Origin of the sequence: Paraperlucidibaca wandonensis (assembly GCF_042677145.1) — a bacterium.
GTDB classification, from domain to species: domain Bacteria; phylum Pseudomonadota; class Gammaproteobacteria; order Pseudomonadales; family Moraxellaceae; genus Perlucidibaca; species Perlucidibaca wandonensis.
The window spans coordinates 1,997,990-2,018,104 of record NZ_JBHTIT010000001.1 but is presented as its reverse complement, the minus strand read 5'-3'; the positions used below and the strand labels follow the sequence as shown (position 1 = coordinate 2,018,104).

The following is a 20,115-nucleotide window of genomic DNA, read 5'->3' as shown; positions in this document are numbered from 1 at the left end:
ACTATCAAAAATTGAGCTTATGTCAAAGATATTAATTGTCGGTGCGGGTGATGTTGGCGGCCGAATTGCTACTGAATTAGCTGAGCTAGGCCATGAAGTGTGGGCACTGCGGCGCACACCACAGGCAAATCAGAGCTTTTCTAGTGGTGGCAAGTTGATGTGGAGTGTTTGTGATGTCACCAAGGCCGAAACACTAAAATTACCACTAGGTCTGGATATAGTCATCAGTGCTTTAGCGCCGAGTGAGTCGGGTATGGTCGCCTATGAACAAGTCTATGTTGGTGGCGCTCGGGCATTGCAGCAGGCGCTAAAGGGCCAGTCGCTGAATCGTCAATTTTGGCTGTCATCAACGGGGGTTTATGGTGAGGATGCTGGCGAATGGATAGATGAGGCGACGCCGGCGCAACCAAAGAGAGACACGGCTAAGCTGTTATTGCAGGCAGAAGATGTTGTTAGGCAGTCGCCTTGGCCATCGACAATTGTGCGTTTGGGTGGCTTATATGGGCCTGGCCGCGAACGACTATTGCGCTGGGTGCGTGATGCCAAGCCAGTGCAAATGACCCCGCCAAGCTGGACTAACCGCCTGCATGTTGCCGATGCAGCAGGCTTAGTGGTGCACTTAGTGCAACAAAGTTTGGCTGGTGGCCGCGTTGAGTCCTTGCTACTTGGCGTGGATGATGCGCCGACGCCACAGCACGAGGTATTGGCGTGGTTGGCGCAACAGCTTGAATTGCCATCGTCGCCAGATAAGGCCGTTGAGCCAAATGCAAGCCAAGGTAAACGTATTAGCAACTTAGCGTTGCATCGTAGTGGTTATGCGCTGAGCTACCCGAGCTTTCGTGACGGCTATTTGACTTTGCTGCCAAAACTGTAATTTTTTGTAATTTGGTCGCTAGCTCTGGCCTTTCTGTGTGGATGTTGTGTAGCTTATGGCGTAGTCTGCTTGCCTATAAAAAGAACAATACTAGGCTGAATAATTATGCGGATTGCTCACACTCTCTCACTTTTGGCATTGGCTGTTTCTCTGGCCGCTTGCGGTGGTTCTTCTGGGTCGGGGTCATTTTCTTCGAATGGCGATGGCGATCCGCAGGGCGACAACACTGGAGGCGAGGGCGACAACACCGGCGGTGGTGATGATACTGGCGGTGGTGATGGCGGCACTCCGCCCACTGCGAATCGCATTGTTAATTTTGAGCGCCCAGGCGCAACGTTTGACACGCTAGAGGCGAACACGGCGTCATGCGCCACTAAGGTTCGTCTAGATGGCGGTCGGAGCTATCAGATCACTTTGCCTTCGGCGAGTGGTGAAACCATTAGCTTTCAGATTATTGAACCGAAAAAAATTGACTGCGTAAAAGGTAATCCCTTGGTGTTGCACGGGCATGGCTTTGGTGGCGCACGTACAGAGGACCCTAAAGGTGGCTTCCTTGAGCGTCTGCAAGACAACGGATATGCCGTTATTAGTATCGACCAACGCGGATTTAACGACAGCACTGGCACGGTACGCGTTATGGATCCTGACTACGAAGGTCAGGATTTAATACAAATATTTGATTGGGCTGAGAAGAATCTCGACTATCTCGTGTACGAGCGGCCGTCAGAGGCTAGTCCGTATAACGTAGTTGCTGGCGCGAATGGCGGTAGTTACGGCGGCATGTATCAAATGCTACTGCACAACATCGATCCGAAAAATCGTCTTGATGTGCTTACGCCAGACATAACGCCGCATGATTTACGAACCAGCCTGTACCCCGGTGGTGCTGTGAAGTCGGCGTGGGTGGCTCTGTTAGTCGTTGGTGGTGAAGCTGGCGCAAACCAGCCCATCATTTCGGGTTTAGACCCGGCCATTAAAGAGACCTTGGTAAAAGGTGTGACATCTAATGAAATCCCAGCGCCATCGCTAAACTTTTTCTATTATCACAGCGCGAAATACTTCGGTGCAGATGATGGCACCGACATTAGCAATATGGATTTCTTAACATCGATGTTGTCGCCACCAACTAAGCCGATCTATGTGGGCGATAAGAAGCCTGCACCTAAGAAAGTCGATATCTTATTTTCGCAAGGCATGCGCGATACCTTGTTTAACTTCAACGAAGCTTGGGGAAACTATCAGGCCTATAAAAACTTAGGCGGTGACGTTCGTTTAATGACACACGAGGGTGGTCATATTTTACCAGGCACACAAACCGTAATTGGGGCGCTCGGCCCATTGAATATGCTCACTGATCCACTGCTTGGTGGCTTAAATAGTGCCGGCTTTTCACTGCCTGAATTACAAAAGCCAGGTGGTAGAAATAACTGCGGTACGTTAAGTCGTGATGATGCTAATTTGGCATTCTTAAATGACAAATTGAACCCCCCGCAAAAGCAGGTCGCTAATTTGGCAACGGCCACCGCCTTGGCTCAGCTAAAAACCACGGTGTGTTTGTCGTTAAACGATAGTCCGGGCGAGGCTGTGTTTGTTAACCCGGCTTTAATTGCGCCGAAGCGAGTAGAAACCAATATTCCTGCGAGCATGATCCCCGTACCAAATACAGCTTTGGGATTAACCAGCCTGCTATTGCCTACATTCATCCCCCTTGAAGGCTTTAATGGCCCATTGACTATTGGTGGCATTGGCCAGCTTAACGTCAAGTTGAATAATATCCTTGAGCCGTTGAATGGTTGCGATCTGCCTTTGGGCTTACCAGCGGAGTTGACCGATAACATTCCTGCGCCGCTGTCGGGCTTGCTTGGTTTGCTGCCCGTCAAATTGCCGATACGAGCTTGCGACGCTATTGTCCTAGTCGGCTTTGGTGCGAAAAAAGGCATGGCTGCTCCACGCCTTATCGATGAGCAAATGCAGCCGCTGCGCGGTCTTGGCGAGCACAAAGTATCGATGGTGGGTGTCGCGGAGAAATTAGCTGAAGGTGAGCAGCTTGGTTTAATGGTTTACGGCTATAACTTGCAGTACCTCACTAGTTTGTCACGAGATTTACTGGTGCCTGGGGTCACGATTAGTGGCACGGTAGAGGTTCCTGTTCTGGCTAATTAGTCTTTAGGCTTAAACAAAAATGCCTGCATTTAGCAGGCATTTTTGTTCGTGCGATTAGTTAACGTCTCAAGAAGCTGTGACCACAATGCCGTCCATCTCAACCATAGCGCCGCGTGGCAATGACGCCACACCAATGGCTGCGCGAGCGGGGTAGGGCTGCGTGAAGTAGCGTGCCATCATCTCGTTGACTAGGGCAAAGTGGCCTAGGTCGGTGAGGAAGATATTGAGTTTGGCAATGTCTTGCAGTGTAGCGCCAGATTCTTCGATCACTGCTTTTAGGTTTTCAAAAACCTGCACGATTTGCGCATCAATACCATCAACCAACTGCATGCTGGCAGGATCGAGGCCAATTTGGCCCGATAGATAAACCGTGTTGCCGATTTTCACTGCTTGCGAATAGGTGCCAATGGCGGCTGGGGCTTTATTAGTTTGGATAACGGCGCGATTCATTGAGACTAACACTCCTGCAAAATTAAGAGCTTACCCGGGTGACTTTGTCGACGCCGGGTAAAACACGAATACGTTTAATGACGCGGGCTAAATGGATGCGGTCGCGCACCACCAAGCCGAGTTGCATGACTCCATGATGCGAGCCTTTTTCTTCAATCTGCACATTATCGATGCTGGCCTCACTTTCGGTGGCCTCGCGTGCGATTTCTGCGAGCATGCCGCGGCGATTAACCAAGGCAATGCGGAGTTGGCAAATAAACTCGCGATCGACTTTTTCAGCCCAACGTAGCGGTACGCATTTGTCGGGGTTGCTGCGCATTTCGGTCGCCATATTACGGCATTTATGGCGATGAATAACCACGCCACGACCTGCGCTTAAATGCCCCATGATGTCGTCGCCCGGTAAGGGGCGGCAGCAGCGAGCATACGACACCACTAGGCCTTCAGTGCCACGAATCGCGATGCCGTTATGGGCAGTGCGCTTGAGCGTAGTTGAGGTGACGACATCCACATCTGGCACCAAGCGGCGGGCAATAATTTGCGGGACTTGATTGCCCATACCGATATTTTCAAGCAGCGTATCGGCACTATCCATGGCCAGTTCTTTGAGCAGGTTGGCTATCGCATCCGCAGGCAATTCGGCGTATTTCTTGCCGAGCCCAGACAATGATTTCTCTAGCAGGCGCAGGCCTAAGTCTCGCGACTCATCTGATTGCTGATCTTTTAGGTAGTGGCGAATCTTCGCGCGCGCCTTACTGGTGATGACAAAGTCTAGCCAGCTGGGGTTGGGGCGCGCACCAGGAGCGGCAATAATTTCAACAGTTTGGCCGGTAGTAAGCGGCAGGCTCAGCGGCGCTAGACGGTTGTCGATACGTGCTGCAACGCAAGTGTCGCCAATATCAGAGTGCACGGCATAGGCAAAATCTACCGGCGTAGCGCCACGCGGCAGCGTCATGATGCGGCCTTTTGGCGTGAACAAATAGACCTCATCAGGGAAGAGGTCGATCTTCACACTCTCGATAAACTCGAGCGAATCTCCGGCATTTTTCTGCAGCTCTTGCAGTGATTTCATCCACTCGCGTGCTCGTGTTTGCGAGGTATTGGTGAAGCTATCAGACTTATACAACCAATGCGCCGCGATACCATTGCTAGCCATGGCATCCATGGCTTCGGACCGAATTTGCACTTCAATCGGAACGCCGCGCGGGCCTTTCAGCACCGTGTGCAGTGATTGGTAGCCATTGGTTTTGGGGATGGCGATATAGTCTTTGAATTTACCCGGGATCGGCTTATACAAATTGTGCATCATGCCAAGGCTGCGATAACACGAGTCGACACTTTCAACGATGACGCGGAAGCCGTAGACATCCATGATTTCGGAGAATGATCGGCGTTTTTCGCGCATCTTTTGGTAAATACTGAACAGATGCTTTTCGCGGCCTTCGACTCGCGCCTGGATGCCTTCGCGGGCAAGTCGCTCGCTGATAGCGACTTCAAGACTGATGACCATTTCACGCCGATGTCCACGCGCCGCCATCACGGCGTGTTCGATGCGTTCAGCGCGCATCGGCCAAATAGCATGAAAGCCGAGCTCTTCGTATTCGATGCGGATATCGTTCATGCCCAAACGCATGGCAATGGGGGCATAAATATCGAGCGTTTCGCGCGCCACGCGTTTACGTTTTTCCACCGTGAGCACGTCGAGCGTGCGCATATTGTGTAGGCGATCGGCGAGCTTCACCACGATCACACGCACATCGTGGGTCATGGCGAGAATCATTTTGCGGAAATTTTCGGCCTGCGCCTCGGCTTTGCTATTGAAATGAACTTGCGTGAGCTTGGTCACGCCATCGACTAGCGCGGTGACTTCATCGCCAAACTCTTTAGCTAATGCATCTTTGCTGACGCCGGTGTCTTCAATGACATCGTGGAGCATGGCAGCCATCAAGCTGTGATGGTCCATGTGCATATCGCACAAAATGTGAGCAACGGCTAAAGGATGGGTGACGTAAGGGTCGCCATTGCGCCGAAATTGACCGATGTGAGCTTGCTCAGAAAAAAGATAGGCGCGATGAACTTGCGCTACTTGTTCTGGCGAAAGGTAATTTGAGAGACGTGTGCAGAGGGCGTCGATGCCTGAGTTCATCTACTCAGTGTCTGCATCGCGAGGTGCTGCGTCAAGGGGCTAAGACGAGGAATATCTTGAAAAAAGCCGCAATGACGCAAGAAAACTAACGAGTATTTAGAGCTCGATAGGTGGTTGGTATTCTAGGTTACCTAAATTGCTCAAATCGGGCAGTGCTTCTTCTTCTGGCACTTCGTTGAGAATTTCACGAGTGACCAAGCCAGCAGCGATTTCGCGCAGGGCCATCACGGTGGGTTTGTCGTTTTCCCAGGGCAGGCTTGACTCTTTGCCGCCTGTCGCCAATTGGCGTGCGCGCTTAGAGGCAACCAGCACCAACTCAAAACGGTTATCTAAATTGGTCAGACAGTCTTCGACGGTTACGCGGGCCATGATAACGCTCCAAACAGCGGGCAAATAAGGGGCGAGATTCTAACGCCTGCGGCTTTTTTACACAACCTCCGCAGGATGCTCGTTTAAACCTCGCAAGCGCTAGCTGCTTAGCCTCCGGAAAGCAGGCGGCGAATCAAATTCGCTTGGCGTTGGCTTTGCGCGCGATTGCTCAAGCGGGCGGCACGAACAATGCTGCGCAGGTCGGCTAATGCCGTTGCGAAATCATCATTGATCACGAGGTAATCGAAGTCGGCGTAATGGCCAATGTCGGCGATGGCTTCGCTGAGACGATGAGCGATAACTTCGGCGCTGTCTGTGCCGCGGCCATTGAGGCGTTCGGCAAGCTCGGGCAATGATGGCGGCAAGATAAATACCGACTGCGCCTGCGGCATTAAGTCGCGCACGATGGCCGCACCCTGCCAGTCAATTTCTAAGATGACGTCGTAGTCTTTAATCAGCTGCTCTTCGACCCATGTGCGCGATGTGCCATAGAGATTACCGAAGACTTCGGCGTGCTCAAGAAACTGGCCTGCGCCGACCTCGCTGAGAAATTTTTCGCGCGAAGTGAAGTGGTAGTTCACGCCATCAACTTCACCAGGCCGTGAGGCGCGGGTAGTGTGCGAAATCGATACTCCTAGGCGTTCATCGCTAGCGACTAATGATTTCACCAGCGATGTTTTGCCTGTGCCGGAGGCGGCGGCGACGATAAATAAAGTTCCGGACATGCTGAGCTCGCAGAGTGGCGTGTGTGCTTTTGGGCACGAATGCGGCTATTTAATCAAAAAAAACGCCTTAGAGCTTTAGTGGATAGGAAACTTCGTCATGCGGCATGGTAAAACCTTAAGAAGTTACAGCAATAATAAAAGTGAGAAATATATGCTGGGCATTCCAATAGGGCTGATTACGGCTAACGCCGTGGAGTGGGCCATGCATAAATATGTGTTGCATGGCATGGGGCGAGATCGCGGCAGCTTCTGGTCATTTCATTTTCATGAGCATCACAAGGTGGTGCGCCAGCATGACTATTACGACCCTAATTATGAGAAGTTTCCCTTGGGCCTACATGCGCAGGGTAAGGAGGCGTGGTCGCTGATTGCCGCCAGCGCAGTACTAGTGCCAGTGTTTCCTATTGCTCCATTTTTTGTTGGCACGCTATGGTATAGCGCTGCGAATTATTACCGTGTGCACAAGCATTCGCATCAAGATCCGGAGTGGGCGCGCCAGCATGTGCCGTGGCATTACGACCATCATATGGGCTCTCAAGCGAGCGCTAACTGGTGCGTGACTAAGCCTTGGTTTGACTACCTAATGGGCACGCGAGTTTTTCGTCCACAAGGTGAGCGTGAAAAGCATTGGCTAGGCCTGAGTTGGCAGGGTGTTGAGTTGGCACCTGCAAAAGCGCCGGCGAGTTAGTCTGTATTTGTCGCTAATGAGCGATTCCAAAATGCTGGTCGTGGTGGCGGAGTGGTGACGTTCGGCTTGGCTTGTAGATGCTGGCTCATGACTTTGCCCCAGAGCTCAATGAAGTGATCGGCTACGGGAGCATCGTTCATCAAGTGCTGCTCTAGGGCCATGCCACGCATCAGCCAATGCGTTAAGACAAAGAGCTGCGTTGGCTTAATGCCATTAAAGTCTGGCTCGAAATAGTGCTTGCTGGCCATATCCAGCGCTTGCCTCCCGGCATCCCATAAAGCGCGCATGACGCGAGCCAAATCTTCATCTCGTCGGCTAGCGAGCATCAGCTCCATCAAGGCCAAGCTCTCAGGACCATCATGCAACTCGCGCCAGCTGGCGGTGATCATATCGGCCGCGCGATTTTCTGAGTCGACCACGCCGCGAGTTGCACGGGCAAGGTGGCGGTTCATCCAGCGAATTAAGTATTCGGCAGTGGCTTCCAGCAGACTGGCCTTGGTAGGGAAGTGATGCATGGGGGCGCCGCGCGAAACGCCGGCCTGATTGATGATTTTGCTCACCGTCGTGCCGGCATAGCCTTCATCGGCCAAACAAGTGACTGTGGCGTTGATTAAGCGTTGGCGCATGGCTTCGCTGCGCTCGGTCTGAGTGCGGCGATGGTTATCTTTATTTTGAGACTGTGCAGTCATTTTTACTTGAATCCTTGGCTAAGTCTGCGTATAAAGCACACAAGTTGTACGGCCGTATTGTAAATAGGAGGCCGACAATGTCTAGTTATTTACAGATGCTATCCATCAGATGAATTAGGGAGCCACTATGAGCTTGAACGTCCCCAACCCAATGAATGCCATGATTCCGCGCACAATTTTCAGCGCGGATCACGAAGATTTCCGCCGCACCGCACGCCGCTTTTTTGAAGAAGAGCTGGCTCCGCACCGCGATAAGTGGGAAGAGCAGCAACACATCGATCGTAGTTTATGGAACAAAGCTGGCGAGCTAGGCCTGCTTTGCCCAACCATGCCAGAAGAATACGGCGGCTCTGGCGTAGACCGCCTGTACAGCGTGATTTTGATGGAAGAGCAGGCGCGTGCTGGCGATTCTGCATCGGGCTTCTCACTGCATTCCGACATCGTTGCTAACTATCTGAATAACTTCGGCAGCGAAGAGATGAAGAAAGAGTGGCTACCAAAAATGTGTTCAGGCGAAGCAGTCGGCGCGATTGCTATGACTGAGCCAGGCACTGGTTCTGACTTACAGGCTGTGCGCACTTCAGCCATTGCCGATGGCGATGACTACATCGTAAACGGCAGCAAAATCTTCATCACCAACGGCTATCTCTGCGATATCGCTGTGGTCGTGGTGAAAACTGGCGATCCAGCAAAGGGCGCAGAAAGCGTGTCGCTGTTGCTAATTGAGGCCAACCGCGAAGGCTTTAGCAAAGGTCGTCCACTGAAAAAAGTCGGTATGAAAGGCCAAGACACTTGCGAGCTATTCTTCGACAACGTGCGCGTACCGAAATCTAACTTGATCGGCACTGAGGGCATGGGCTTCATCATGCTGATGAAAGAGTTGGCTTGGGAGCGTCTGATGATTGCCATCATGTGTGCTTCAGGTTGTGAGAGTGTGTTGGCTCACACCTTGGCCTATGTGCGTGATCGTAAAGTATTTGGCAAGCCAGTCGCGGCCTATCAAAACACCAAATACAAACTCGCCGAACTGCGCTCAGAAACACAGATTGCACGCGTGTTTGTTGACCGTTGCATCGAAGAGCAGCTGAAAGGCACTTTGCAAGTGGATGCTGCCGCTGCCGCGAAATATTGGGTGTCTGACTTGATCTCGAAAGTGGTCGATGAGTGTGTGCAGCTGCACGGCGGTTACGGCTTTATGACTGAATACCCCGTTGCGCAGGCCTACATCGATACACGTGCTAACCGTATTTATGGTGGCACCAACGAAATCATGAAAGAGCTGATTTCGCGCACATTCTAAGCGATGGCTTAACCGCCTATGCTAGTTGCGTAAATGAAAGGGGTTGCAGCTACGCTGTGACCCCTTTTTTGCGCTATAACAGCACAAACTTTAGCTGCCGAGTCGTCATGACAGAACCCATAGTAGAAACAAGGCGCAATAGCGTCATTACGGCTGAGATGCTTGGCCCCGAAGTGCCAAGACGCGGCACCGCACTTAGCCAGCGCTTCGGCGAGCTGTGGTTGCGCCTTAGTGGATGGAAGGTGACCGGCACGCCAATGATGGTGCCTAAAGCCATTTTCATCGGTGCGCCGCACACATCAAATCGCGATGGCTTTGTTGCGGCCGCCGCGACTTTAGCGCTGCGAATGCGCATCACCGTGATGGTCAAAGCCGAGTTATTTAATGGCCCCTTGAGCGGTATTGTTCGATGGCTAGGCGCTATGCCAGTGTATCGGGCTGGCTCGCGTGGCGGTCAAGTGGAGCAAGTTGCTGCTCGCTTTGCCTCAGAAGAAAGTGTGTATATCGGTATTGCGCCTGAAGGTACACGCCATGCCTCGCCTGCATGGAAAACTGGTTTCTACCATATGGCGATAAAGGCCGGCGTACCCATTGTGCCGTTTATTCTGGATTTTGGCCGCAAAGAACTCCATATGTTGCCAGTGTTCTATCCAACAGGTGATTTAGCTGCAGATTTGCCGCGCCTGATGGCGCCATATCATGGCATCATTCCCGCCGACCCCTCGCGCTTGTCGCTGCCATTGCGCGAACCGCCAACACCATAAGAAAAACTAACGCTATTAACGGATTGTTATGGACGCACTGATCGCCGACTTTAAAGCCGATATGTGGCTTTATATTTCCATCCCTTTCATCAGCGGCATCATTGGCTACGTCACCAAAGTGGTGGCGATCAAGATGATGTTTCACCCCATCGAGTTTTGGGGCATTAAGCCGTTTTTTGGTTGGCAGGGCATCGTGCCCCGCAAGTCGGTAAAGATGGCGACCATCGCCGTTGATCTGATGACTGAGCGTTTGATCAAGCCAGAGGAAATCTTCGCACGCCTCGACCCGAAACGCATTGCGCGAGAAATCGAAGTGCCAATGATGGAGGCCTCAGAAGATATTGTGCGCGAAGTTATGCACCAGTATCAGCCTGGGTTGTGGGAAGGCATGCCGATGTTCATGCGCAACTCCATTATCAAGCGTGTGAAGGGTGAGGCGCCGAAAATCGTGCAAACGATCATGAGCGAAGTGCAGCACGACGTGTCGCGCTACTTCGACATACGCCACATGGTCATCAGCAATCTGCAAAAAGACAAAGCGCTACTCAACGAAGTGTTTCAAAGCGTAGGCAAAGAAGAGCTGAAGTTTTTCTGTAAAGCCGGCTTTGTCTTTGGCTTCATTATTGGCATTGTGCAAATGGTGTGCTGGCTAGTATTCCGCCAACCATGGATGTTGCCAGCCTTTGGCGGCTTTGTTGGTTTCTTTAGTGACTGGTTGGCGCTGCAAATGTTGTTCCGTCCTTTGCACCCGAAGAAGATTTTCGGTTTCACCTTGCATGGCCTATTTTTAAAGCGCCAGCATGAAGTGGCGGGCGACTATGCCGCGCTGATTTCAAAGCAAATGCTGACACCGGGCGTGATGATGGAGGAGCTGTTTAGCGGCCCACGTTCCGACCGAGTAATCACTCTGCTGCAAAAGCATGTGCGCCGCGTTATCGATGAGCAAGCAGGCCTAGCTCGGCCACTAGTGCTCTATGCCGTGGGCACAGAAAAGTACATTGCCATGAAAGTGACAGTAGCCGAGCGTATTTTAGAGCGCTTGCCCGAGACCATGAAGCATATGGAGGCCTACGCCGAAGATGCTATGGATGTGCGCAATACCTTGATTACACGCATGCGTCAGCTCACACCTGTGGAGTTTGAGGGTATGTTGCGGCCAGCCTTTAAAGAAGAGGAATGGATTCTGATTTTAGTCGGTGCAGTGCTCGGCTTTATGGTCGGCGAGATGCAAATTCACTTTATGTTGTAAAAAACGATAGAGGTTCGTATGCGTTGGCTACTGCTGTTGCTCGTTTCTGTGATGGCAGCTTGTACTAGCCATCCGCCTATTCGCACCGAAGCAAACGTAGATATCCCGCGCTTTATGGGCGCATGGCATGTGCATGGCCATATCCCATTTCTGATCGATGGCGAGGCCTATAAGCAAACTGAAACCTATCAGTTTGAGGCACCTAATATTGTCCGAACTACATTCCAGTTTAACGATGGCGGCCCCAGTGGGCCGCTAAAGACATACACACCCACGGGATATATTGATCTCGATAGTGGTGGCGGTGTTTGGGGTATGCAGTTTCTCTGGCCCATTAAGGCCGAATATCGCATCGTCTATGTTGACTCGGACTATAGCGAAACCATCATTGGCCGCAGTGCCCGTGACTTGGTGTGGATCATGTCGCGCAAACCCACGATGAGTGACGACGATTACGCGAGATTATTGGGGATGGCTAAAGCTGAGGGCTACGACGTAAGTGAAGTGCGCCGAGTACCCACGGCGGATTAGCTCCAATCGGTATTTTATTGAAGCAGGCTTAGTTATAAGCATATGCCAAAACCGCCATACCAAAGGCTATGGAAGTTCGGCACAATGCCCTATTAGCTGTCTAATACAGGGGGAGTTTATGAAACTGGAATCACTGGCCTTACACCACGGATATAAATCAGAACCAACTACAAAGTCTGCGGCTGTACCAATTTATCAAACCACGTCCTATACCTTTGATAACACCCAGCACGGCGCTGACTTATTTGACCTGAAAGTCGCCGGCAATATTTACTCGCGCATCACCAATCCGACCAACGCCGTTTTAGAAGAGCGCGTGGCGGCCATGGAGGGCGGTGTTGGCGCGCTGGCGGTTGCATCGGGCATGTCGGCAATTACCTATGCCATTCAGTGTATTGCCAGCGTTGGCGACAATATTTTAAGCACTAGCCAAGTCTATGGCGGTACTTACAACTTATTTGCGCATACCTTCCCGCGTCAGGGCATTGAAGTGCGCATGATTTCGCATGATGACTACGAGGCGTTTGAGGCGGCAATTGACGACAAAACGCGTGCGATCTTCTGCGAATCTATCGGCAACCCTGCCGGTAACGTCGTCGATATTGCTAAATTAGCTGAGATCGGCAACAAGCACGGTATTCCTTTAATTGTCGATAACACCGTTGCCACACCATATTTATGCCGACCTTTTGAACATGGCGCAGCGATTGTTGTGCATGCGCTCACCAAATACATCGGCGGCCACGGCACCACGCTCGGCGGCATGATCGTTGACTCTGGCAAGTTTGACTGGAAGGCCAATGCCAAGCGCTTCCCGTTACTCAATGAGCCAGACCCCTCCTATCACGGCGTGGTCTATACCCGTGATATTGGTGCCGCAGCCTATATTGCTCGCTGCCGCGTAGTGCCATTGCGCAATACTGGCGCTGCACTAGCGCCACACAGCACATTTTTGCTGCTGCAGGGCTTGGAAACATTGGGCTTACGCATGGAGCGCCATTGCGAAAATGCCGAGAAAGTCGCGGACTTCTTAAGCAAGCACGAGAAAGTGAGCTGGGTGAATTACGCCACTCTGCCAAACAGTCCTTATAACGCCACGGCGAAGAAAATCACCAATGGCAAAGGCTCCGGCATTGTCAGCTTCGGCATTAAAGGCGGCGTTGAAGCAGGCGCCCGCTTTATCGATGCCTTGCAGATGATTTTGCGCCTAGTGAATATCGGCGATGCAAAATCCTTGGCCTGCCATCCTGCATCGACCACTCACCGCCAGTTGAACGCTGAAGAGTTGGCCAAGGCCGGCGCTAGCGAAGACTTGGTGCGCTTGTCGATTGGCATCGAGCATATCGATGACATCTTGGCTGATCTAACTCAGGCGCTGGATAAGGCCTAGGGTTTAGCGAATAAGCAACTAGTTAAGAGGCCTATGGCGCGCAGTGTATTTGGGCGTTAGCCGTAGGCCTTTATAGAGCTTCTGTCGATCTAATATAGAGATTTCAACATGAGTAGTGCTCAAATAATCAGTAATGCTGAAAAGGTTAGGAGTGGACAGGAGGTGAAGCATAAGGTGCTTCAGCTCTTAGAGGCGCTACTTAGCGATGAGCTGATAGTGGGGTTTGATAAGGATGTAAGCCACGCACATAAAAACTATAAATATGATAAGCAGTTCAAGTGTGACTTTATAGTTGAGACTGTAGATAGAAAGTTTATATTAATTCGCGCCAGTAACTCTTTTCGTTCAGACCGAGTAAAAATTCCATTTTATGATTTTCTTGGCATACAACAATACTCTGCGTTTTCAGGAAATATTGTTGCGTCAATACTCTTGTTTCCTGATGGAGAAGAAGAAAATAGTCAGTTTGTAAATACGCGAACTAAGATGCAAAATGGCCACTTTTTCTCACCTGCAACACATTGGCTAACATTTTCAGAGCTATACGAATTTTTTTATAACTATTGTTCGGAAGTTGAAAGTCGCACTGCGGAGCTTGAGGATTTATTAAGCGAAAAATTATATTCAATAGAAGGATACGCGCATTCTTTTTCGGATCAGTTATGTCAGGTAAAGGAGGAGTCGGGTAGCTATTATGGTAAGATTGGAAACAAGTTTGAGAGCTTTTTAGTTGAGCAGTTAAATAGCCTAGAAAATCTCACCGCCTATAAAAATAATCAAAAATTGTGTCTTGAGTACGATGTTATTTTAGATTCAATTATATACGACTTGAAAATAGACAGGCTTCAGATAAAGGCTTTAGAAGCCACAGACACAATCACTAAGCTTCAGAATGGTGGTAGCCCAAAAACAGATATTCATTTGAAGGTTTTCACATCATCTAAAGTCGGCTGCCCAATTAATATTAGTGTTAAAAATACAAAGTCCTCACGAGTCAGTTGTCATGATTACCAAGCTAAAGATTTTACGAGAGTAATAGCTCCTAATGATGATAGCTTTAATGAGGTAGTTGAAACTTTCCAGGAGGCAGGCTCTTGGGGCACTTATGAAAGTCTATTAATAGATAAAATGATACCTATAGATACGGATGCCGTACTGAACACTTATATGGAGAAGCTGATCGAGTGGGCTATCACGGGAAAGCATGATTCCGATCATCTTATTGAAGATCATAATCAAATTGCCAACTTCATTTTAACTAGAAACGCAGTATCTGGTATTTGTAAAATGCAATCAACAAATGCATACATGAGTGAGTTAAAAGAGGCTATAGGCAGTGCGCGAGGGGCTCCATTTTCATGGACATACCCATCAAAGCGTCGAGGTAAAAGAATTCAGCTCAAAATGCCTATATCGTTAAGTCGAGACTAACCGCCTGCGCAGACTCTGGCTTTTTATCGACTGCGCCTTTATTCTGAGAAATGGCCTCATATATGTTTTTTGCTATAGCATCGATTACTGTAATAACGACAGAGTTACCCATTTGCCTATACATTTGAGTGCGAGATACAGGAAATTTAAAGTCACTAGGGAACCCCATAACTTTTTTACATTCGCTCTCTGTTAGAAGGCGGACCCCTGTCTCGCCATCTTTGACAAAAGTACCTGTTAAGCGCTGAATTTTGTGGTAGCTAGAGACTAAGGTTTTTATAGGGCCTTTAGTATTTCGATCGATAATAATTGGCCGCCCATCATCTTTTTTGAATAAATAGCTTTTTTGTAAGTGCTCAGAAACTGAATAACCCTCTGCGCCTTTCTCTAAAAAATTACCGATGTCAGATTTTTTCATTGGTGGCTTAGGGAAAGAAAAGTTAAAATCGTTACCTTGAAATGCAACGAGATAAAATCGTTTACGATTTTGAGGTACGCCAAAATCACTAGCATTGAGGATTGTGTGGTTACATTTGTAACCAAGATCAGTGAGCGTGTCGAGCACTACCTTTAAGGTGTTGCCATTATCGTGATTCAAAATTCCTGGTACATTTTCTAAGAATAAGACTTTCGGCCGCTTTCTTTCGGCTATTCTAACAATCTCATGGAACATAGTCCCTTGGGTTGGGTGCTTGAAGCCTTCGCGCTTACCAATATGGCTGAATGGTTGGCAGGGAAAGCCTGCGCACAAGATGTCATGCAGGGGTATGGCATCTGCATCAATCATTGAAATATCGCCGTAAGGAACTACTCCATGATTAGTGTAATAAGTAAGCTGGGCATGGATATCTATTTCCGATGAGAAAACACAAGCAGCACCAGCCTTCTCAAAAGCTAGTCTGATCCCCCCAACTCCCGCAAACAAATCAATGAATTTTAACTGAGAGCTGCCTGCATTTACCTGCTCAATACTATGAGTTGACACTGCAAGTCCGTAGTGAGCTTTTTTCAAGTCTCTGAGCGTGATAGTAGGGATGGTAGACGACATATTTCCGTTCTCTCGTTCAGTATGTTTCGTTTTAATGATGAAAAGCTCCCAGAAAGCTTGATGCATGTGCCTTTCACCCGACTCCCATTGCTGCCAAGCACGCACACTAGAATGTATTAGTGAGGCAGCCTGAAGCTGGGTAAGTCCCAGCTCCTCACGTAGCTTTTTTATTTCAAAATTATGCATAGAGTAACTAATTTAGTTTACGGAATAATGCACTCAATGAGTGTCTAAATCAACCGTTATTTGGCATGCAAACTTATTGATAATAAGAAAGTGTGTAAAGGGTAGAGGTATGTTCGCTTTGGCGCAGCATGATTGTTACGTTAGCCCCGCTAACGCTTGCATCTCACAAGGCTTATCAAGCAAATGGTCTGTTTCGCAGCACGATTAAGATAACAACCCTAGCGAAGCTGGAGGCGGCGGCAGACTTTGATGTCATCGAGCAGTTCTACACAGCGGCACTTGCCTAGGTCGCGTGCTAGTGAGCGGAGTTTGTAAAATATACAGTGCCTCTTTGACTCGGCAATATGTAAGTCATCACGCCATGAGGCCAGTCGACAAAATGGCCATGTCGGTTTATATTTATAAAGTAATTTTTATTTTTATAAACCGGAGGCCGGCATGATTGGAGAGCGGATAAAGCGAGCACGCGCTGCTGCTGGCCTGTCTATGCAGGCCTTAGGTGATCAGGTTGGTATTAGTGCCAACATGGTTAAAAAATATGAGCACGACCAAAGCATGCCTTCGTCAGGTGTATTACTTAAATTGGCGACGGCTTTGTCAGTTCGTACGGAGTACTTCTTTCGCCCAGCACAAGTCATATTGGGGGAGGTGGAGTATCGTAAGAAAGCCTCAGCTTCAGCTAAGCTGTTGAAAAAAATTGAATCTGATGTGGTTGACCAAGCAGAGCGTTGGTTAGCGCTAAAAAATTTGTGGCCAAACTTCCCTATTGCTGGGTTTGACTATCGTCCTGATGTGCCCGTGGTGAATACATTAGAAGAGATTGAGTTGGTTGCCGCTAAAGTCCGCAATGACTGGCAGCTAGGCATGAATCCGCTTCCTGATTTGATTGATTTACTCGAGTCTAAGGGTATTTTGGTTATCGTCAGTAACGTACCCCAAGCCGATAAATTTGATGGTTTACAAGCTAAAATTTCAGGGCAGCCTATTGTAGTAGTGTCTTCCCATTGGCCTGGTTGTCGTCAGCGATTTACCTTGGCACACGAGCTTGGGCATCTTGTCTTACATGACTTGTTAGATGAGTCTGTTAACGAAGAGATGGCCTCCAATCGCTTTGCTTCTGCGTTTTTATTGCCTGATATTGGTCTTTATCAGCACTTAGGTGAGCGCCGGTCAAATATAGATCCGAAAGAGCTTTATTTTTTGAAGCATGAGTACGGCTTAAGCATGGCTGCTTGTTTGTATCGTAGTGCCGATCTTGGTGTGATCACCGAAGAGAAGAAACGCCAAATATTCATCCAGTTTTCAAAAAACGGCTGGCGCAAGCAAGAGCCAAGTAATCCTTATCCACAGGAGCAGACGCAGCTGTTTGAGCAGTTAGTCTATCGTGCACTGGCTGAGGGGATTCTCAGTGAATCGAAGGCCGCTGAGCTGTTGCAGATGTCGGTAATGACACTGCATAAGCAGCGTCAAATGCTGACTGAGACGATGTAAGTGTATCTGTTGATCAGTGATGCCAATATTCTCATTGACCTGGAAGAAGGGCAGTTACTTGGGCTCTTTTTCAAATTACCTTACCAATTCAAAGTTCCTGACGTGTTATTTCATGAGGAACTTAGTGAGCGGCATGGTTATTTGATTGATTTAGGTTTGCTGCTAGGCGAGCTCACCTCTGACTCTATGATGTACTCCTTTGAGCTTCGACAGAAATACAGTGGACCTAGTATGAATGACTGCTTTGCTCTTGCACTCGCTAGGCAAGAGCAGTGCCCACTATTAACTGGAGATATGGCGCTCAGAAAGGCCGCTGAAAGAGAAGCGATATTGGTTCAAGGTACGATATGGGTCGTAGAGCAGCTTGTAACTCATCGAGTTTTATCTATTGAAGATGCGCTAGTGGCATACGATAGGATGGCTAAAGCGGGGCGTCGCTTGCCTTGGGCACTTGCTAAGCAGCGCTTAGCCCAACCCAAATGAAGACTATTCGACGTTCTGAACCTGCTCCCGCATCTGCTCCACCAACACCTTCAATTCAACGCTAGACCATGCACTATCGGCGGTGCTGGCCTTGCTGCCGAGGGTGTTGGCCTCGCGGTTTAACTCCTGCATCAGAAAGTCCAGACGGCGGCCAATAGCGCCACCGCTATTCAGCACGCGGCGAATTTCAGCGACATGCGCGGTGAGGCGATCTAGCTCTTCGGAGACATCTATCTTTTGCGCAAATAGCACCAGTTCTTGCTCTAGGCGTTCGGGCACTAGCGCCGCTTCGAGCTCGCTTAGGCGCTCGGCGAGCTTGCTGCGGTAGTGCTGCATGATTACTGGCAGGCGAGTTTGCACGGTAGCAATTTCGTTTTCGATGCCCACCAGTCTTGCCTCAATCATTGCTTTTAAAGCCGCACCTTCACGGGCGCGCATGGCCAAAAAGTCCGATAGCGCGGCATTAATTAGCTCGCCGACAATCACGGGAAGCTCACTCAGATCAGGCATGTCGCGCACGATGACGCCGGGCAGGGCAAGAATGTCGGTGGGATTTATCGGGGAGCTGTGACGCGTGAGACCGTCGATGTGCTCGGCGGCGGCGATCAGCTGCTCGGCTAGGGCGGTATTGATGCGAATGCTCGCGGGCGCATCCAAGCCGGCATCGAGGCGCACGGTGAGTTCGACTTTACCACGGCTGATGGTTTTGCGCAGGCGTTCGCGCCAGGCAAATTCATGCTCACGTAGGCTATCGGGCAGCCGCAATGTGGCCTCTAAATGCCGGCTATTGACCGAGCGCAGCTCCACGCTGACTTGGCCAAATGAGCCATTGGCGTCGCCACGGGCAAAGGCGGTCATGCTGAATACGGGCAGATCGGACATGGTAAGGCTCTCGGCAGGTATACTGTGCGCCATCTTATCATCCACTCAGGAATAGCCCATGCGCTCTAGCGGTCGTTTGCCCAACCAACTTCGCCCCATCACCATCACTCGCGATTACACCTGCCATGCTGAAGGTTCGGTGCTGATCGAGTTTGGCAACACCAAAGTGTTGTGCACTGCGTCGGTGGAAACTGGTGTACCGCGCTTTCTGAAAGGCAAAGGTGAGGGCTGGATTACTGCTGAATACAGCATGTTGCCGCGCGCCACACATACCCGTAATGGTCGTGAAGCCAGTCGCGGCAAACAGGGTGGTCGCACACTGGAAATTCAGCGCCTAATTGGCCGCTCGCTGCGCGCCATGGTCGATATGAAGAAACTCGGCGAGCACACCATCACTGTTGATTGCGATGTGATTCAGGCGGATGGCGGCACGCGCACCGCTGCAATTACCGGTGGTGCAGTGGCTTTGGTCGATGCTCTGAGCTGGTTGCTGCGTGAGAAGAAAATTAAGCAAGACCCGCTACAGCATTTGGTTGCCGCGATTTCGGTGGGCATTGTCGACGGCGTGCCATTGCTTGATTTGGAATACACCGAAGACTTTGCCTGCGACACCGATATGAATGTGGTGATGACGCAGCATGGTGGCCTAATCGAGATTCAAGGCACTGCCGAAGGCAAATCATTCAGCCGTGATGAGACGATTGCGCTGCTTGATTTGGCCGATGCTGGTGTGAAAGATTTGTTGGCGGCACAGCAAAAAGCATTGGGCTGGTAAGCACTTTGCGCGGCAGTATGACTACTGGCGCGCAACACTAGCTCTGGCATACTCAAGCAACTTTTCCTGCTTGAGTATGTGCCATGGATAATTTCATCTGGTTTTACGCTTTTGTTGCTTTCAATGCTGCGCTGTTATTACTGCTGGCGATGAACGTCTCGCGCGTGCGTATGCGTGAGCGAGTGGCTCACGGCGATGGTGGCAATATCACCATGAAAGCCGCCATTCGCGCCCATGGCAACGGCATTGAGTTCGTGCCCATTTTTGGCTTGGTGATATTGGCTCTGTGCATGAATCAGACGCCAAATAACTGGGTTGCCGGCCTAGTCATTGCCTTCAGTGTCGGCCGCGTTTTGCATGCGATTGGCATGTTAACGACGGCGATGCAGGCGCGCCGCATGGGCGCTGGCCTGACGTTCTCGCTAATGCTAGCGGCGACGGTGCTGTTGATCGTCGAGCTAGTTTAACTTCTGCTTGATGC

20 protein-coding genes are annotated in these 20,115 nt (G+C 50.1%); 13 read left to right on the top strand and 7 right to left on the bottom strand.

From position 1 onward, the window contains the following. Positions 1-19: 19 nt before the first annotated feature. Positions 20-874 (top strand): NAD(P)H-binding protein, encoded by an 855-nt coding sequence (locus tag ACFQ0F_RS09600; RefSeq protein WP_379071547.1) that lies wholly within the window; start codon positions 20-22, stop codon positions 872-874. A 105-nt stretch (positions 875-979) separates the two neighbouring features. Further along, positions 980-3,037: a CocE/NonD family hydrolase gene (locus tag ACFQ0F_RS09595; RefSeq protein ID WP_379071544.1), complete on the top strand. Its 2,058-nt coding sequence runs from the start codon at positions 980-982 to the stop codon at positions 3,035-3,037. A gap of 66 nt (positions 3,038-3,103) precedes the next feature. Here the strand turns inward: ACFQ0F_RS09595 and ACFQ0F_RS09590 are convergent, their stop codons facing one another. From ACFQ0F_RS09590 to gmk, 4 genes are all read right to left on the bottom strand, one after another. Next, a complete protein-coding gene (locus ACFQ0F_RS09590) occupies positions 3,104-3,487 on the bottom strand; it encodes a RidA family protein (RefSeq protein ID WP_379071541.1) in 384 nt (127 codons plus the stop codon). A 22-nt stretch (positions 3,488-3,509) separates the two neighbouring features. Then, positions 3,510-5,633: a RelA/SpoT family protein gene (locus ACFQ0F_RS09585; protein ID WP_379071538.1), complete on the bottom strand. Its 2,124-nt coding sequence runs from the start codon at positions 5,631-5,633 to the stop codon at positions 3,510-3,512. A gap of 96 nt (positions 5,634-5,729) precedes the next feature. After that, positions 5,730-6,002 (bottom strand): DNA-directed RNA polymerase subunit omega, encoded by a 273-nt coding sequence (rpoZ, locus tag ACFQ0F_RS09580; RefSeq protein ID WP_340675915.1) that lies wholly within the window; start codon positions 6,000-6,002, stop codon positions 5,730-5,732. A 107-nt stretch (positions 6,003-6,109) separates the two neighbouring features. Further along, positions 6,110-6,727 carry a guanylate kinase gene (gmk, locus tag ACFQ0F_RS09575; protein ID WP_340675916.1) on the bottom strand — a complete coding sequence of 206 codons (618 nt, stop codon included), beginning with the start codon at positions 6,725-6,727 and terminating at the stop codon, positions 6,110-6,112. A gap of 97 nt (positions 6,728-6,824) precedes the next feature. Between gmk and ACFQ0F_RS09570 the strand changes: the two genes are divergently transcribed. After that, positions 6,825-7,415 (top strand): hypothetical protein, encoded by a 591-nt coding sequence (locus ACFQ0F_RS09570; protein WP_379071533.1) that lies wholly within the window; start codon positions 6,825-6,827, stop codon positions 7,413-7,415. Here the strand turns inward: ACFQ0F_RS09570 and ACFQ0F_RS09565 are convergent. Continuing rightward, entirely contained in the window at positions 7,412-8,104 is a 693-nt protein-coding gene (locus ACFQ0F_RS09565) for a TetR/AcrR family transcriptional regulator (RefSeq protein WP_340675918.1), read from the bottom strand. The two genes, ACFQ0F_RS09570 and ACFQ0F_RS09565, sit on opposite strands and share 4 nt — an antisense overlap. A 127-nt stretch (positions 8,105-8,231) precedes the next feature. On the opposite strand from ACFQ0F_RS09565, the gene ACFQ0F_RS09560 reads away from it, so the two are divergent. The 6 genes from ACFQ0F_RS09560 (at position 8,232) to ACFQ0F_RS09535 (ending at position 14,769) form a co-directional block, all read left to right on the top strand. Next, positions 8,232-9,404 (top strand): acyl-CoA dehydrogenase family protein, encoded by a 1,173-nt coding sequence (locus ACFQ0F_RS09560; RefSeq protein ID WP_379071529.1) that lies wholly within the window; start codon positions 8,232-8,234, stop codon positions 9,402-9,404. Between the two features lie 107 nt (positions 9,405-9,511). Beyond that, positions 9,512-10,168: a 1-acyl-sn-glycerol-3-phosphate acyltransferase gene (locus ACFQ0F_RS09555; RefSeq protein WP_340675920.1), complete on the top strand. Its 657-nt coding sequence runs from the start codon at positions 9,512-9,514 to the stop codon at positions 10,166-10,168. Positions 10,169-10,196: 28 nt separating this feature from the next. Then, a complete protein-coding gene (locus tag ACFQ0F_RS09550) occupies positions 10,197-11,417 on the top strand; it encodes a DUF445 domain-containing protein (protein ID WP_379071525.1) in 1,221 nt (406 codons plus the stop codon). An 18-nt stretch (positions 11,418-11,435) separates the two neighbouring features. Continuing rightward, positions 11,436-11,948, top strand: coding sequence for a lipocalin family protein (locus ACFQ0F_RS09545; protein WP_379071522.1), 513 nt, complete (start codon positions 11,436-11,438; stop codon positions 11,946-11,948). Positions 11,949-12,066: 118 nt separating this feature from the next. Next, entirely contained in the window at positions 12,067-13,338 is a 1,272-nt protein-coding gene (locus ACFQ0F_RS09540) for an O-acetylhomoserine aminocarboxypropyltransferase/cysteine synthase family protein (protein ID WP_379071519.1), read from the top strand. A 108-nt stretch (positions 13,339-13,446) separates the two neighbouring features. After that, on the top strand, positions 13,447-14,769 hold the full coding sequence (locus ACFQ0F_RS09535) for an MspI family type II restriction endonuclease (protein WP_379071516.1): 1,323 nt from the start codon (positions 13,447-13,449) through the stop codon (positions 14,767-14,769). Here ACFQ0F_RS09535 and dcm read toward each other — a convergent pair. Further along, the gene (gene dcm / locus ACFQ0F_RS09530) at positions 14,747-16,003 is read right to left on the bottom strand and encodes a DNA (cytosine-5-)-methyltransferase (protein ID WP_379071513.1); all 1,257 of its coding nucleotides are present in this window, start codon (positions 16,001-16,003) and stop codon (positions 14,747-14,749) included. The genes ACFQ0F_RS09535 and dcm overlap by 23 nt on opposite strands. A 438-nt stretch (positions 16,004-16,441) precedes the next feature. Here dcm and ACFQ0F_RS09525 point away from each other — a divergent pair, with 438 nt between their 5' ends. Further along, a complete protein-coding gene (locus ACFQ0F_RS09525; RefSeq protein WP_379071509.1) occupies positions 16,442-17,494 on the top strand; it encodes a helix-turn-helix domain-containing protein in 1,053 nt (350 codons plus the stop codon). Continuing rightward, complete coding sequence (locus ACFQ0F_RS09520) at positions 17,495-17,977, top strand: PIN domain-containing protein (RefSeq protein WP_379071506.1); 483 nt, start codon at positions 17,495-17,497, stop codon at positions 17,975-17,977. Between the two features lie 3 nt (positions 17,978-17,980). Here the strand turns inward: ACFQ0F_RS09520 and ACFQ0F_RS09515 are convergent, their stop codons facing one another. Continuing rightward, positions 17,981-18,859 carry a YicC/YloC family endoribonuclease gene (locus ACFQ0F_RS09515; RefSeq protein ID WP_379071503.1) on the bottom strand — a complete coding sequence of 293 codons (879 nt, stop codon included), beginning with the start codon at positions 18,857-18,859 and terminating at the stop codon, positions 17,981-17,983. Positions 18,860-18,917: 58 nt separating this feature from the next. Between ACFQ0F_RS09515 and rph the strand changes: the two genes are divergently transcribed. Then, on the top strand, positions 18,918-19,634 hold the full coding sequence (gene rph / locus ACFQ0F_RS09510) for a ribonuclease PH (RefSeq protein ID WP_340675925.1): 717 nt from the start codon (positions 18,918-18,920) through the stop codon (positions 19,632-19,634). Between the two features lie 83 nt (positions 19,635-19,717). After that, positions 19,718-20,101 (top strand): MAPEG family protein, encoded by a 384-nt coding sequence (locus ACFQ0F_RS09505; protein WP_340675926.1) that lies wholly within the window; start codon positions 19,718-19,720, stop codon positions 20,099-20,101. The last annotated feature ends 14 nt before the right edge of the window (positions 20,102-20,115 follow it).

Bases quoted from the DNA above. Each gene is read 5' to 3' on its own strand.
- ACFQ0F_RS09540 (WP_379071519.1), top strand. From the start codon at position 12,067: ATGAAACTGGAATCACTGGCCTTACACCACGGATATAAATCAGAACCA.
- ACFQ0F_RS09550 (WP_379071525.1), top strand. From the start codon at position 10,197: ATGGACGCACTGATCGCCGACTTTAAAGCCGATATGTGGCTTTATATT.
- ACFQ0F_RS09595 (WP_379071544.1), top strand. From the start codon at position 980: ATGCGGATTGCTCACACTCTCTCACTTTTGGCATTGGCTGTTTCTCTG.
- gmk (WP_340675916.1), bottom strand. From the start codon at position 6,727: ATGTCCGGAACTTTATTTATCGTCGCCGCCGCCTCCGGCACAGGCAAA.
- rph (WP_340675925.1), top strand. From the start codon at position 18,918: ATGCGCTCTAGCGGTCGTTTGCCCAACCAACTTCGCCCCATCACCATC.
- ACFQ0F_RS09535 (WP_379071516.1), top strand. From the start codon at position 13,447: ATGAGTAGTGCTCAAATAATCAGTAATGCTGAAAAGGTTAGGAGTGGA.
- ACFQ0F_RS09525 (WP_379071509.1), top strand. From the start codon at position 16,442: ATGATTGGAGAGCGGATAAAGCGAGCACGCGCTGCTGCTGGCCTGTCT.
- ACFQ0F_RS09505 (WP_340675926.1), top strand. From the start codon at position 19,718: ATGGATAATTTCATCTGGTTTTACGCTTTTGTTGCTTTCAATGCTGCG.
- ACFQ0F_RS09555 (WP_340675920.1), top strand. From the start codon at position 9,512: ATGACAGAACCCATAGTAGAAACAAGGCGCAATAGCGTCATTACGGCT.
- ACFQ0F_RS09585 (WP_379071538.1), bottom strand. From the start codon at position 5,633: ATGAACTCAGGCATCGACGCCCTCTGCACACGTCTCTCAAATTACCTT.
- rpoZ (WP_340675915.1), bottom strand. From the start codon at position 6,002: ATGGCCCGCGTAACCGTCGAAGACTGTCTGACCAATTTAGATAACCGT.
- ACFQ0F_RS09545 (WP_379071522.1), top strand. From the start codon at position 11,436: ATGCGTTGGCTACTGCTGTTGCTCGTTTCTGTGATGGCAGCTTGTACT.
- ACFQ0F_RS09565 (WP_340675918.1), bottom strand. From the start codon at position 8,104: ATGACTGCACAGTCTCAAAATAAAGATAACCATCGCCGCACTCAGACC.
- ACFQ0F_RS09560 (WP_379071529.1), top strand. From the start codon at position 8,232: ATGAGCTTGAACGTCCCCAACCCAATGAATGCCATGATTCCGCGCACA.
- ACFQ0F_RS09515 (WP_379071503.1), bottom strand. From the start codon at position 18,859: ATGTCCGATCTGCCCGTATTCAGCATGACCGCCTTTGCCCGTGGCGAC.
- dcm (WP_379071513.1), bottom strand. From the start codon at position 16,003: ATGCATAATTTTGAAATAAAAAAGCTACGTGAGGAGCTGGGACTTACC.
- ACFQ0F_RS09600 (WP_379071547.1), top strand. From the start codon at position 20: ATGTCAAAGATATTAATTGTCGGTGCGGGTGATGTTGGCGGCCGAATT.
- ACFQ0F_RS09570 (WP_379071533.1), top strand. From the start codon at position 6,825: ATGCGGCATGGTAAAACCTTAAGAAGTTACAGCAATAATAAAAGTGAG.
- ACFQ0F_RS09590 (WP_379071541.1), bottom strand. From the start codon at position 3,487: ATGAATCGCGCCGTTATCCAAACTAATAAAGCCCCAGCCGCCATTGGC.